The organism is Paenibacillus sp. FSL E2-0178 (genome assembly GCF_038593005.1).
In the GTDB taxonomy this organism is placed as follows: domain Bacteria; phylum Bacillota; class Bacilli; order Paenibacillales; family Paenibacillaceae; genus Paenibacillus_AQ; species Paenibacillus_AQ phytohabitans.
The window spans coordinates 2,297,225-2,311,576 of sequence record NZ_CP151953.1; the positions used below are offsets into that span (position 1 = coordinate 2,297,225).

A 14,352-nucleotide genomic window follows, 5' to 3' on the forward strand; every position below is an offset into this window, starting at 1 on the left:
GCAGCTGATGAATACACTGCCGGAGAGCTGATTTTACTGGGCCGATGCCCCGTTATTCAAATCCTTGATTTGTTCTACTGCTTTGTCCATAGCTGCCTTAGGATCAGTGTTGTTATCCCAGATTGCCGGGAGCGCTGCATTTACGGGGCTCCATACGTTACCCATTTCAGGAATCGAAGGCATCGGCTGGGAGTTCTTGGCTTGTTCAGCAAAAGCGGATACATACGGATCGCTAGTGATTTGTGCATCCTGCAGTGCTTCGTTATTCGTAGGCACGGAACCGATCAGTTTGTTGAGCGTCAGCTGCGCATCTTTGCCGGAAGCAAAGCGGGCATACAATTTAGCAGCATTCGGATACTGTGTGTAGGCGTTGACTGCGAAAATTTTGATTCCGGAGAACGTAATCGCTGTTTTGCCGTCAATGGTAGGAATCGGAGCAATTCCGAGGTTGTCACCCAGAGCTTCTTTATAACCGGCAAGCTCCCAAGGTCCAGTGATATCCATGGCCACATCGCCAGTGTTGAACAAGCTGCGCTTGATGTCCGGGTTAATGTCGCCGCTCTTAATCGGCAATATTTCTTTCAGCTTTACAAATTCACTCAGACCTTTGATCGCGCCTTCATTGTTCAGACCGATATCGTCTTTGTCCGTGCCGTCTTTGCCGAACAGGTAACCGCCGGTTGTAGCGATGAACGGATAGTTGAAGTACATGTTGCCGACTTCCCACATAATTCCGTATCTGTTCTTGGCTTTATCAGTGAACGTTTTGCTGAAGGCAATCACGTCATCGAAGGATTTAGGTGCTTCCTTGACCAGCGATTTGTTGTAGAACAGCGCATAGGTTTCTGCCGCTCTCGGATAACCGTACAGTTCACCCTCATAGGACGAGCCTACGATGGATGCTTCTGTGTTCTCAGCTTTGGTCTGCTCACCGAAAATATCGTTTGGAAGCAGCAGGCTGGCGCTTGCAGCCTTACCCAGATTATCGTGAGGAATGAGGACAACGTCTGCAGCCAGACCTGACGGGCCATCTTGTGTCAGCTTGCCGACCTGATCGGGCGGTGCTACCTCTTCAATTTTGATGGGAACGTTGTACTGCGCGGTGAACTGCTTGGCGATCTCTTCAGCAAATGCTCTTTCCTCTTTACTCTCCCAGATCACCAGTGATGCGCCGTCTTCAGGTACAATCTCATCTGTTGCCGGAGCATTCCCGCCGTTCGTGCCAGCGTTGTCTGTTGCTGCTGCATTATTCGCAGGAGCATTGGTTGCTGCTGCATTTCCCCCGTTATTGTTGTTTGAGCCGCACGCCGTAATCGACATTGCCATAGAGAACGATGCGGTGAGAACCATGAGTTTTTTCAAATTCATTGCTTTTAACCCCTCCCGATTTGTATATCACTTGATTTGAACATGATGCCTCCGACTTTGCGCAAACGATTTCAGAAGACTCAAAAAAAATTCAAGTTTTGCAGATTGACCCTTCCTTATGTGCTCCGCCAAGTTTTAGAAAGCGCTTCATTCCTGAATTCATAATACATCAGCAGGCAAGATTGTTAAAACGTTTGCACAGAGTGTATTTAAGCAAATTCAATGATTTCCTGTACATTATTTGTTATTTCCTTCTAATTTCACAGGATTTCTTCAAATATCTCTATATATCTTATTGATAAAATTTATAATCCGCATTTTTTGCTGTATTTTAGCGAATTTTGTAATTTAATTTCCATATAATCTCATTTTCCAAGCTTTGGAAATCGGTTTCCTGCCCATCAGTATTTGTGCAAATGTTTGTACAAACGTATTGAACCTCAATTTATTCCATGCTATAATCCAAAACATTAAGAACGCCCCTGTTCTTCACATAATTCAAAGGCAATGTTACTTCAATTGGGTACAACCTCGGACAAGCTGCCCGGCGCCGGTTGTGCCTGTTTGGTATGCGCAGAATCTGAATGATTAGTGCGATTGTGGCACAGCTACTGTGCTAATCATGCACTTGCCAGATATAGGACTGTGTTTGTAAAAAGCTTGCTTCCGGAGCCAGCGCTGGTTTGCCAGGTGTCATTCAGGGGTGTTTGGTTCACTAAACCTTAGGAGGAATTAGTATGTTGTTAGAAGCTGTGTATCATCGTCCGCGCCTCAATTGGTCTTATGCCTACGATCATGAAACGATCCACCTGCGTCTGCGTGCCAAGAAAGGGGATTTAACCGACGTATTCGCCTGGGCCGGAGACAAGTACGCCTGGGACAACACCAAGGAGTTGATTCCTATGACTCTTTTCACTTCGGATGCGATGTTCGATTACTGGGAGTGCGAGTCCGTCCCCCTTTACCGCCGGTTGAAGTACGGCTTCCTGCTGCAAAAAGGCCATGAGCGCATCTGGATGACCGAAAGCGATTTCCAAACCGAACGTCCCGCCAATCCAAACCGGCTGTTCGAATTCCCTTATATCAACCGCGGTGACGTCTTCATTCCTCCGGCGTGGGTGAAGGATGCTGTCTTCTATCAGATCTTCCCTGAACGTTTCGCGAACGGCGATTCCAGTCTGAATCCGGACAATGTACAGCCATGGGGCGGCACACCTAAGCCAGACAACTTCTTCGGCGGTGATCTGCAGGGGGTCATTGACCATCTGGATCATCTTACTGAGCTGGGTATCACGGGCATCTATTTCACACCAATCTTCACAGCTACCACCAACCATAAATATGATACGGAAGACTACATGCAGGTGGATCCGCATTTCGGGGATGTGAAGACGCTGAAAAGGCTGGTCGACGCCTGCCATGAACGCGGTATCCGTGTGCTGCTTGACGCTGTATTCAATCATGCCGGACGTACCTTCGCCCCGTTCGTGGATGTGCTGGAGAAAGGTGAAGCCTCCGCTTATAAAGACTGGTTCCATGTCCGCGAGTTCCCGCTTCAGGTAGTGGATAACATTCCGAATTATGACGCTTTTGCCTTTGAGCCGCTGATGCCGAAGCTGAATACGGAGAATCCTGAGGTTAAGGAATATTTGCTGAAAGTCGCTGAGTATTGGATCCGGGAGGTCGGCATCGACGGCTGGCGCCTGGATGTGGCCAACGAGGTCGATCATGAATTCTGGCGCGACTTCCGCAAGGTGGTGAAGCGTGCGAATCCCGAGGCTTATATTCTCGGTGAGATCTGGCATGAATCCGCGCCATGGCTGGAGGGAGACAAGTTCGATGCAGTGATGAACTACCCGTTCACGGATGCGGTGCTCGACTTCTTCGTGTATGGCAAGCTCGATGCGGAGGGCTTCGCCAACTCCATCGGCAAACAGCTGTCGCGCTACCCGCTGCAGGCCAGCGAGGTTGCCTTCAACCTGCTGGACAGCCACGACACCCCGCGTTTACTGACGCTCGCGGACGGGGACAAGAATAAGCTGAAGCTGGCTGCGCTGTTCCAGTTCACCTTCATGGGCACTCCCTGCATTTATTACGGGGATGAGATCGGCATGGATGGTGAAGGCGACCCGGGCTGCCGCAAGTGCATGGAGTGGAATCCGGCGATGCAGGACCGCAGCCTGTTCAATTATTACCGCAAGCTGATCGAGATCCGCAGCAGCCATCCGGCACTGCGCACAGGAAGCTTCATGTTCCTGGAGGCCGGGCCCGGCGGCACCAAGCTGGCTTATGAACGCAGCCTGGGCGATGATCTTATTCACGTGCTGATCAATACTGAGGAGACCGCACAGACCTTCCGGGTAGACGTACAGGAACGCTCCTGGGAGAACCTGTTCACCGGCGAACCGCTCCGCGCGGAACGCGGCAAGCTGTCGCTCAAACTTCCGGCTTACGGTTATGCAGTACTGCAGGCTAATATGGCCTAGCCTCCGTCTCAGGTGCTCCATTCATTGGATTGAGTTATATTCCAGGCAAAGCAAACAGGGTATTCCGCAGCCGTTATGGCTTGCGGAATACCCTGTTTACGTTCTGATCTGATTCGTTGCGCGTGCTATTTGCCGAGCAGCTTGTAAATCACCTGCGCACTCTCTGCACGGGTTAACTGTCCTTGCGGCGCAAAGAGATGATGGTCTCTGCCTTGCACAAGTTTAAGCTCTACGGCGGCATTCACATAAGCATGTGCCCATTCACTGATACTGGAGGCATCCGCGAATAAGACCTGGCCTGTTGAGGATGCCAGAACCTTGCCCTGTTTGAACTCCAGAGCACGGATAATCATCACCGCCATTTCCTCACGGCTGATTGTAGCATCCGGGGCAAAGGCAGTGCTGCTGCGTCCGTTAACAATGCCTGATTGGACGGCAGCGGCTACATAAGAAGCGTACCAGGCATCAGCCTGGACATCAGCGAATAACGCTCTCCCTTCCCCTGACAGTCCGAGTGCACGCATCAGCAATGCTGTAAACTCCGCACGCGTCACGTTTCTTGCAGGTTCAAATTCAGCAGCCGATACTCCTGTTGCCACCTGTTTGGCTGCAAGTGATTTAATGGCAGCAGAAGCCCAGTGGGTATCAGGCACATCCTTGAACACTGTATTTATCTGAAGTGCTGTATACTTGCTGAAATGTGTAACTGCCGCAGTAAGTGAACCATCCGCTTGCGCTGCGCCCCCAATATACTTCAGCTCACCGTTATCTCCCAGATAGAACACACCTGTCCAATCCTTAACCGGGTTGCCCTGAAGCTTAAGCGTCAAAGTAACCGGCTGCTTGAACGTTGTAACAGGCAGGCTGGTCCCGTCTTTTTTGATAATCTGCAGTTTAAGGTCGTATACCCCGGATACAGCAGTAGCAGCCGTGTTCTCCTTACTGAATCTCTTGACTGCATCCTGCGCTGCAGCTTCGCTAAGCGGAGTCAGCTCCAGCAGGATATGTGAACTGTCCGCATCCGCACCAGTAACCATGGCCTGAATATCAGCCAGCACAGCATTCGGGATTGTAACGGACAGCCCCTCCGAGTGAATAACCAGCCCGTTATTCCCCAGCAGCTTAGCTGCCTGGACCGGCAGCAGCACCGAAGTCTTGCCCTGTTCCAGACTGAGCTCTACTCTGCCATCCTTGCCATTTCGAAGATCCGGCTCACTTATGATCTGTGTACCTGCCGGAACTGCCGTTGGCCCTGGCGTTGGTGTTGACTTTACCGTTGGCTTTACAACGGAACTAGTTTCGGATTCTGCCGCTGGTGTTGGTGTTGGCGTTGGTGTCGGTGTTGGCGGTACTACAACTGTCTCCGCCGCCAGAATCACGGTACCTCCGTCATCTCTGCCCGGCAGATCAATCGTAATCTTCCGGTCAGCCGATACCGTATACAGCTTGCCGCTGTACTCATCTCTTACAGAAGACAAGGCCGCAAAAGGCACGGGAATTTCTGCACTCAGACCTTCCTTCTTCGTGTTGATTACCGTAACCACGTTATCGTTCCCGTATTGCTTCTTGAAGGCCAGATATCCCAGATCATCGGAGCCCGCAAGCTTGGTGCGGATACCTTTGGCATATAGCTGCGAATATTCCGCCCTAATGTTCAGCAGCTTCTGATAATGATCATGAAGTCCCTGCTCTGCAGTAAGCTGATCCCAAGGCATATCGCCCCGGTTTTCGCTGAACTCGCCACTTGCCATATCCCCGGCATTTTTACCGGAGCGGCCCAGCTCTTCCCCATAGTAAATCACCGGCTGGCCCTTGGCCGTGATCTGCAGCGCGGCAGCGATCTTGAGCTTACCCTTGTCCCCGTCAACGTAGTCTGAGAGGAAACCATCCTCATCATGGCTGCTGAGGAATTGTGCCATCACCCCGGTATTGCTGATCTTCGCTTCGCGCTCCTGCAGATAAGCATCCACAGCATTAATGGTGCCGTCTGCGAACAGCTTGGCCTGATCATTAAAGCTAAAATCAAGCAAACCGTCCATTTGCCCGCTCTGCAGCATGCCGCCGTCATTATCGGCGGTTCCGCCGAAGTATTCGCCGACCATTTTGAAGCCCGGATCTATAGCCGTCAGCGCATTTTTAAATGCTTTCCAGGTTGTGCTCTCCACATGTTTGACCGTATCAACGCGGAAATAGTCGATTGTATCTCCCCGCTCTGTCCGGGCATTATCCAGCCAGCCTGTCTGCCAAGCAATGATCTGTTCGCGTACCGCAGGATCTTCCGTCTTGAAGTCCGGCAATCCGCTGAGCTCGCCTTTGATGACATCCGTATCGGCTTGAACGCCGTCCGTACGCAGCATTCCCGCAAAACGCGCTTTGTCCTCTGCAGCCACCTGCGGATTGACGTCATCCTCCTTCAACCCGTAGCCTGTATGATTAAGCACTACATCGACCATAATCTTGATGCCCTTGTCATGCGCCTTCTCGATCAGCTCCTTGAAGGTCTCCATGTCCCCAAGATGCTCATCAAGCTTAGTGAAATCCTTGGCCCAATACCCGTGATAAGCATATTGTTTGCCGCCAAAGCTTAACCCCTGGTTGAAATCAATATTGTCTACAACCGGCGTGATCCAGAGCGTGTTGATGCCCAGCTCCTGCAGATAATCAAGCTTGCCGATCATCCCCCTGAAATCGCCGCCATGATAGGCTTCAAGATGTGCCTTGTCCACATTCTCATTGTTGTCAGGGTCACCGTCCTTGAAGCGGTCCGTCAGTGCGAAATAGATCCGCGCCTCATCCCAGTCGAAATCAAGCTTGGAACCGCTGTAGGTTCTGGCTTTCACCTCGATTTCAGCAGACTGTCTGTGCAGATTGCCATACTGGTCTACAAGGACAATTGGAATGCTTTTGATACCCGCCGGCACGTTATCCTTCACTGCTATGGTCTGCTGCATAAGCTCTGTATCGAATTTGACCTTGGCTGGTCCTCCCAGAGCGGTAAGATCCAGATAGGCGTCCTTATAGGACACTTCCTCTGTGGAGACAGCCTTCACCGTTACTACAGCATTCTCATTGGAGGTTACAGCCGTCGGATTCACCGTTGCCGTAATGTTAACCTCCGGTTTGTGATAGTACAGGGAAGATTCTCCGCCCACCGTGTTGTGCGGGTCGGTGAACTCGCGGGTCGCTCCGTCCTTGGTTACGATGAAGGTATACTTATAAATGCCTTCCTCGAGACCGCTCAGCCTATAGCTGAACCATTCCTTGGCCGGATCATACTCCATCGGATATTCTTTACCGTTCACCTTCACTTTAATGTCTGTTATCGCAGACACATCGCCGCCGCGGAACAGCTCGTCATCACGGTACAGGAAGGTTATGGCTTCATCCTGCATCAGCGGACCGCTGATGCCCGGGGTGATTTCAAGCTCTTTGACCATACTGGTTACACGGACTTTGGTAAAGGCCTCACCGGGAGTCAGAACAATATAGCGGTCATCCGCTATATCCTGTTTGTTGTCAGACCAATCCAGGCCTTTAATGAGCACAAAGCCTACCTGGGTTGCGTCTTTGCCTACTTCAATCAGAACCGTCGAGCTTGCTGAATCTCCTGCGGGCTCGGGGAGCTTCACCTCACCGTCTGTTGCCCCGGTATACCACAGCCATACACTCCAATCCTTATAATTCCTGTCTTCCCGGGTGTAAGTGAACTGCACATACCGTTTGGTTTCCACCGGCGGGCTGGTTACTTCTACGGTCACATTCGCGGACACGCCGCCATAGGTAATGGTAAGGATCGCTGTTCCAGCCTTAATCCCTTTCACCAGTCCTTTGCTTGTCACTGTGGCTACTTCCGGTTTATCGGATACATACAGCGCTTTGGCGGTCACTTTGCTTGAAGTGCCATCCGCATATTTGGCCGTGACCACAGTCTGATGCGCGGCCCCTTCCTTCAGCGAATAGCTGGCCTGGTCAGTCTCCAGCAGAGACACTACTGCTGCGGCTGCATCCTTGCGGATAATTACAGATGTGAGCGGGTCGAGGGTGATCGAATCCGCAGTCAGGCTGAATCCGCTCTGGTCCGCGGCAGAAATAGCTTCAGTGCCGGCTTCGTCATTGTCGGCAAGCACAGTACCATCACTCAAATTCTCCGGCAAAGAAAGTGTTCTTGTCTTGCTGTCACCGTTCATGAAGACATAATAGATCCCGGTTCCATCCGTTGCCTTGCTTGTATAACCGATCACCAGATCATCCTTCTGCATTTCAGGCGATTCGATAAGCTTGACATTGGAATTCACGAGACTGATGTCGCCCAGCCGGAAAGCGTTGGTAGACTTTCTGAGCTTAATCAGCCCGGCCGTGTATTCTCTGGTCGCATTCTGCACCGGAAAGTTCACTTCATCCGTTGCTGCGGCCCAGTCGAAAGCATTGACCGCATCCGACGAATCGTAGGAATCGTTGATGAAATAACTGACCGATTGATCAGCCGCATCGAGGACTTCAGTATATTTCTGTTCGGGAATCCCCGCAGCCAACCATTGCTTGGTACGCCCGTACTCCTGACCCGCCTGCAGGAATGCGGTACCCTGCGAAGTCAGCAGCAGCATATTCCCGAGCCTGATCCGCTTCTGGATCTCCAGCTCATTTGCCGCGTTCTGCGGATTCTTATGAAGGGCCAGGGCAATGACATCATGGAGCGTCAGATTATCATGCGCTTCAATGTATTGCACGATATCTCCCGGATCATCTGCCGGAATATTGGAAGGCTGCGCTTTGATATTGTTCAAGATCGTCGTCAAGGGGCGCGCTCCGCCCGTAATGAACCGCGGATCTCCTTCGGAGCCGTATCCGGATTTCAGCTCATTACGGAATTCATCTGAGAATACGCCGACACTGTCCGTCTTATCCATCCATTTCTGATCAGCAGCCTTGCCTTTGAGGGATGGATCCGAAGCCTCGCCCCCGAAGGTAATCCAGCCCTCCCCGATGAACAGGGCCTTGGGATTAATGGCAGCCGCTGCGTCATAAGCAGCCTGTACCGCATCTGCTGTGGCATCGCCCATCATGTCCCACCGCATCCCGTCGATTTTGTACTCCTGGAACCAGTATTTTACGGAATCGACCATCAGCTTCTCGGCCATCTTATGGCTGGTTGCCAGATTGTTGCCGAAGCCGCCGATGAAGTTGCCCGCCGGGTCCTGGAAGGCATAATAATTAGGCACGATATCGTTCAGGAATTCTTTTTTGGCCATATGGGTGTATACAACATCAAGAATTACGCCCATCCCGGCTTCGTGTACCGCATCGATCAAGCCTTTCAGCTCTTTGATCCGCTCTTCCGGATCTGCCGGATTGCGGGAATACGCCCCGTCCGGAGAGAAATAGCTGTGTGGATCATAACCCCAGTTATACTCATTGCCTTGAGCTGAATAGTCCAGCTCCCTGTCTTCCATCCCGGTCTCGTCCCCGTAATACCAGGCCATCACCGGAAGCAGCTGAATGTGGGTGACACCCAGTGATTTGATATAATCCAGCTTCGACTCAAAAGCCGCATAAGACCCCCAGCGTTCCCCGCCGAGACTCGACTGGATTGCCGGATCGGAGGTGAAATCCCTGATATGTGCCTCATAGATAATGGCATCTTCACGATCCTCATAGCCGGCAATGTCTGCAGCCTGGAAGCCCTCGGGATCCGTAGCGCTTAAATCCACAATGGCTGCCTTGCCCACCGTATCACCGCCTGCACCTGCCTCTCCCGCCGTATTCACGGTGAATACAGCCATGGATTTGGCATAGGGATCAAGCACCTGCTTAGTTACTCCCTCATTGGTCACTTCATACTGGTAATAGAAGTCTCTGACATCCTCTGCGCCGGGTGCACCGGTCAGATCAGCAGGAGTCAGCTCCGCCGTCCAGACTCCTTTGTCACCCAGAGTCAGTCCGGCGCGGCCTACGGTGAGATTAGCGTCAGCTTTATCGTAGACCACCGCAGTTACTGAGCTCGCTTTCGGTGCCCAAAGCTTCAGCGTTGCCGACTTGCCGGCCTTATGGTACGTGGCCCCGAGATCGTCACCTGTGTAATTGTATAGCTCATCCATCATTCTCCAGCCGGTGGAAGCGGATACAGTTTTACCTGCATACGTGACACTCAGCGGGATTTTCTTCAGATCAAATGTACCGGTAGTCACTTCAACCGAAGTTGCGCCTGTAACCGCCACACCTGTAACAGGAATAGAGGCTCCTTCCGAGTCCTTTATGGATATGGCTGTTTGTAAAGCATCCGCCGTGAGCCCGTCCGTTAACGTAAACCCGAGCCATAGTTTGCTTGCGGACAATATATCTGCGGATAACAGCCCAACCGGTGTCTCGCCAAAAGGTGAAGTATAAACATTCGGGTCATTTTCCTTCACCCACAGCTGGTTGTAACGGTCCAGAAAAGCGAAGCTTTTGTTCTCATTGCCCGCCGGACCGTCTTTGTCTCCGTTTGCAGGCTTCATAACGATGAAACTGATAGTCTTGGCATTCTCCTTCAGCGGAATATCCGCATAGGCTCCGAAGGAATCCCTGTTCTCCGGTACAAAAGGAGTTGCCTCTTTGGGCCACACATTAGACGGCGTCACCACATCATCCCACAGCCACAGGCCGTACTGGCTCTGATTGTTGTCGGAACGCATGTAATGAATCCGCACTGTATTCGCCGGAAGAGCTACCGGTTCATAAGGGGTTACTTTATTCGAGCCTTCCGTGATCCAGACCTCATTGGTCTGCGGAGTACTGATGTTAAAGGTTTTGTCCCCGTCTTCCATTTCCTTAACCCCGGTAGTCCGGTTTACCACGAGGAACGAGATCGTCTTCGCCCCATCCTTCACAGGCAGATCGACATAAGCGCCGTAGGCATCGGTTTGTCCATCAGGGAAAGGAACGGCATCCTTAGGCCAATTCACGGACGGCGATACAACATCGCCCCATGTCCATAACGCCTGACCGGCATAATCACCGGCAGCACGGTGGTAATGAACTCTTATCTGTCCTGCAGGAACAGGCACAGCCGTACCCGGTTCAGAAGGAACCGTATAATGGGCAGACACAGTATTGTCCTGCGTTTTATATTTGAATGTTACAGGTAATGCGGAGGGAAGCCTAAGCTCCTGCGCCGTATCCGGATAGGAGACTCCACCCGATGGGTCAGCGCCCGGAAGATAAATCTGGTAGGTATAATTGCCAGCAGGAAGTGTGGCCGTCTCCTCATAGACCCCGTCGAAGTCAGGATCGGTTAGCAGCGTACGGGCCTCTGCAGGGGAGTCATTCTGCTCATCTCCAAGCGCAGTCTGCAGACTGCCGGTCACCCGGGGTAAACGGTCCGCAGGCACCGGTGAATAATACGTGGAATCTGCAATCGCTTTGGTAATGTCATTATAATAAAAGGTTACACTTGTATCCTCACTTAATGTAATCTGAATGTTGCCGTCAGCATCTGTCCCGGCGGGATTAGTGTAGCTGCCATACCCGTAGTTCTCGGTCCAGGCATCGTTAAGAGCCACTTTATATTGATAGGTCCCCTGCGGCAGCATGCCGGTGAAGGTGTACAGACCCTCCCCCCTGTAAGTCATTTGGGTTACGGTCGATTTCTCGTTCCAGTCCGCCGTCTCAGCAGGCTCCAGCCCTGTGAACTTACTCTGCAGGTCACCAACCAGCACAACCTTTGTCGTTTCCGCGCTGACTCTGGGCAGGTTAATGCCAAAGCCCGAGCATACAAGAGCGATAACCATCAAGATTGCAAAAGTCTTTTTTATCCGTAAAGCAAATTTCATTCCGTCAATCCCCCCATGAATGTTATGAACTTCAACCACATGAACGGCAGAATTCCCACCCCTCCGGTTGCAGGATGTCTGCTGTAAAGATAGCTTGTCAGGCCCAACCGACCCCGATCCTCCTTGTCAAATTCCAAAATCACACCATCACGCCATCACGCCCTCACGCCCTCAGCCATCACGCCCTCACGCCCTCAATTCGCCCTTCCCGTGTGCAAACGTTTGCAATCATTTGTGCACAAACCCTTATCCATTTACTCAGGGCAGCGACATAAATATTCTGCATAAAACCGGACTTTGTAAACGCTTGCTTCATTTCGATTTCATACTAATCCGCCAGTAAAGTTATTGTCAACTAGTAATTTTCCAGAATATTCTCAAATATTTGCTTATAGTTGCACTATAATTAAGTCATTAATTGCATTAATTTGCACACACCATATTCATTCATATGCTTCAGTTAATAATAAAAAAGCTGAGAAAGTTTAAATTAATCCTTATTTTATAAAGGAATATTAAAAATAAATTAGATACATCTTCACCCATACCAATCTAACAACGTTTGCACAGTTTTTGTGCAATGTCCGGGAGGCCTCCAAACTGCCTCCTCCCACGGAAACCACTTCATTCATAAACATCCAGTGAATCCTGTGGAAAGCTTGTGGCCTGCGCAGAAAAAATGTTCATTTCATCACTTTCTATGCCAGTATTGTGCAACACACCGGGTTTATCTATTTACAATCATCAGCACTTCGATTAATATTACTGTGTAAAGCAAACGGTTCCATAAGGAGGTTTCTATGACAGTTACCATTAAGGACGTGGCCAAGAAAGCGGGAGTTTCTCCCTCCACGGTCTCCCGGGTGTTGTCAGGCCATCCCAGAATCAGCCTAGAAACTTCCCGTAAGGTTAAAGTGATTATGGAGGAAATGGGCTACACCCCGAACATGATGGCCAAAAGTCTCGTTTCCAAGACAACCAACAGCATTTGCATCATTCTTCCGAAACCGGCTGAAGAGCTGTTCTCCAATTTGTTTTTTATGGAATTAATCCGCGGGATCGTCACTCAGTCCAGCCGTTCAGGCTATGATGTGCTGATCAGCTCTGGGGCAAATGAGAAGGAAGAGCTTGAAGCCGTCTCACGCTTGCTCAAAGGACGCCGCGTGGACGGCGTTATTCTGCTGTATTCCCGTAAAGATGATGCGGTGATCGATTTTCTGGAATCAGGCGGCTATCCCTTCGTGCTGGTTGGACGAAGCGACCGCTATGAGGATATATTGTCAGTCGACAATGATAATATCATGGCTGCTTATGATGCAACGAACCACCTTATTTCCATGGGTCATGAACGCATTGGCTTCGTCAGCGGCCCGCCGAATCTTATCGTTTCGCGCGACCGTCTGGAAGGCTACCGTAAGGCAATGCAGAATAAAGGCCTTGAAATGAAGGCGGAATGGATTGTCGAAGGCGAGTTTCTGCAGGACAGCGGCTACCGGGCGATGTCCTTCTTCATGAATCTCCCGAACCGTCCGACGGCACTTGTTGCGGTGGATGATATGGTCTCTTTCGGGGTATTGCGCGGACTGAATGAGCTGAAATACAAGGTTCCTGAGGATCTGGCGATTGTCAGCTTTAACAATATTCCGCTCTCGGAATTGTCCAGCCCGCCAATCAGCAGTATTGATATCGGAATCTATCATCTGGGCTATACGGCCTCACAGGTGCTGATTCAGAGTATTCAGAAGCCGGATAATCATGACGGATATACTAACCGTTTTGTCATTCCCCACCGTTTAATCGTACGGGAGTCATCGATGTATACTCCGGGTAAGCAGTGATTTTACAAGCAGCAGTGATGCACACGCAGCAGTGATTTTACAAGCAGCAATGATTTCACAAACAGCAATGATTTCACACGCAGCAGTGATTTTACAAGCAGATAAATGAAGCTAATTACGCTTCATTTATTTTTTGGAGCTTTGTACAAACGTTTGCGCTAAATAAAATAGCACCACATTTGGATAAGATTTTCCGCCCTGCCCAGGCTTTAGCCAACGCCGGGAGCGCTGAGGGCGTTTCGCAGACAAATTGTTGTACTTTATGCAACATTTCTGCCCAACTGGAGCGTTTTGCAGACGGATTGTTGTACTTAGTGCAACATTTCCGTCCAACTGGAGCGTTTCGCTGACGGATTGTTGTACTTTATGCAACATTTCCGCAATTTAACCAACTTTTCTCTTGGATTGTTGTACGTAGTACAACAATTCTGCCAGACGGATGCGCTCAGCCGAGGATTGTTGTATGTAGTGCAACATTTCCGTCCACCACGGGCGTTTCGCTGACGAATTGTTGTATCTGGTGCAACATTTCCGCAATTTAACCAACTTTTCTTTTGGATTGTTGTACGTGGTACAACAATTCTGCCAGACGGATGCGCTCGGCCGAGGATTGTTGTACGTAGTGCAACATTTCCGCCCAACTGGAGCGTTTCGCTGACGAATTGTTGTATCTGGTGCAACATTTCCGCAATTTAACCAACTTTTCTTCTGGATTGTTGTACGTAGTACAACAATTCTGCCAGACGGAGGCGCTCCACCGATGATTGTTGTACGTAGTGCAGCATTCCCACCCATTTATTGTGACGCGCCATATGGTGCGATTCTCAAATAGATTATATCCACTTACATTTT

General features: G+C 50.5%; 4 protein-coding genes. 2 read left to right on the plus strand and 2 right to left on the minus strand.

The window, feature by feature from the left end; genetic code table 11:
• Positions 1-33 precede the first annotated feature (33 nt).
• Entirely contained in the window at positions 34-1,368 is a 1,335-nt protein-coding gene (locus MHI42_RS10320; protein WP_171717990.1) for a maltose ABC transporter substrate-binding protein, read from the minus strand.
• Positions 1,369-2,105: 737 nt separating this feature from the next.
• Between MHI42_RS10320 and MHI42_RS10325 the strand changes: the two genes are divergently transcribed.
• Complete coding sequence (locus tag MHI42_RS10325; protein ID WP_342423701.1) at positions 2,106-3,854, plus strand: alpha-glycosidase; 1,749 nt, start codon at positions 2,106-2,108, stop codon at positions 3,852-3,854.
• 125 nt (positions 3,855-3,979) lie between these two features.
• Here the strand turns inward: MHI42_RS10325 and MHI42_RS10330 are convergent, their stop codons facing one another.
• Complete coding sequence (locus tag MHI42_RS10330) at positions 3,980-11,662, minus strand: pullulanase (RefSeq protein WP_342423702.1); 7,683 nt, start codon at positions 11,660-11,662, stop codon at positions 3,980-3,982.
• An 800-nt stretch (positions 11,663-12,462) separates the two neighbouring features.
• Here MHI42_RS10330 and MHI42_RS10335 point away from each other — a divergent pair.
• Positions 12,463-13,500: a LacI family DNA-binding transcriptional regulator gene (locus MHI42_RS10335; RefSeq protein WP_039307469.1), complete on the plus strand. Its 1,038-nt coding sequence runs from the start codon at positions 12,463-12,465 to the stop codon at positions 13,498-13,500.
• Positions 13,501-14,352 lie beyond the last annotated feature (852 nt).

Coding starts and splice junctions, on each gene's coding strand:
- MHI42_RS10330 (WP_342423702.1), bottom strand. CDS start 11,662: ATGAAATTTGCTTTACGGATAAAAAAGACTTTTGCAATCTTGATGGTT.
- MHI42_RS10325 (WP_342423701.1), top strand. CDS start 2,106: ATGTTGTTAGAAGCTGTGTATCATCGTCCGCGCCTCAATTGGTCTTAT.
- MHI42_RS10335 (WP_039307469.1), top strand. CDS start 12,463: ATGACAGTTACCATTAAGGACGTGGCCAAGAAAGCGGGAGTTTCTCCC.
- MHI42_RS10320 (WP_171717990.1), bottom strand. CDS start 1,368: ATGAATTTGAAAAAACTCATGGTTCTCACCGCATCGTTCTCTATGGCA.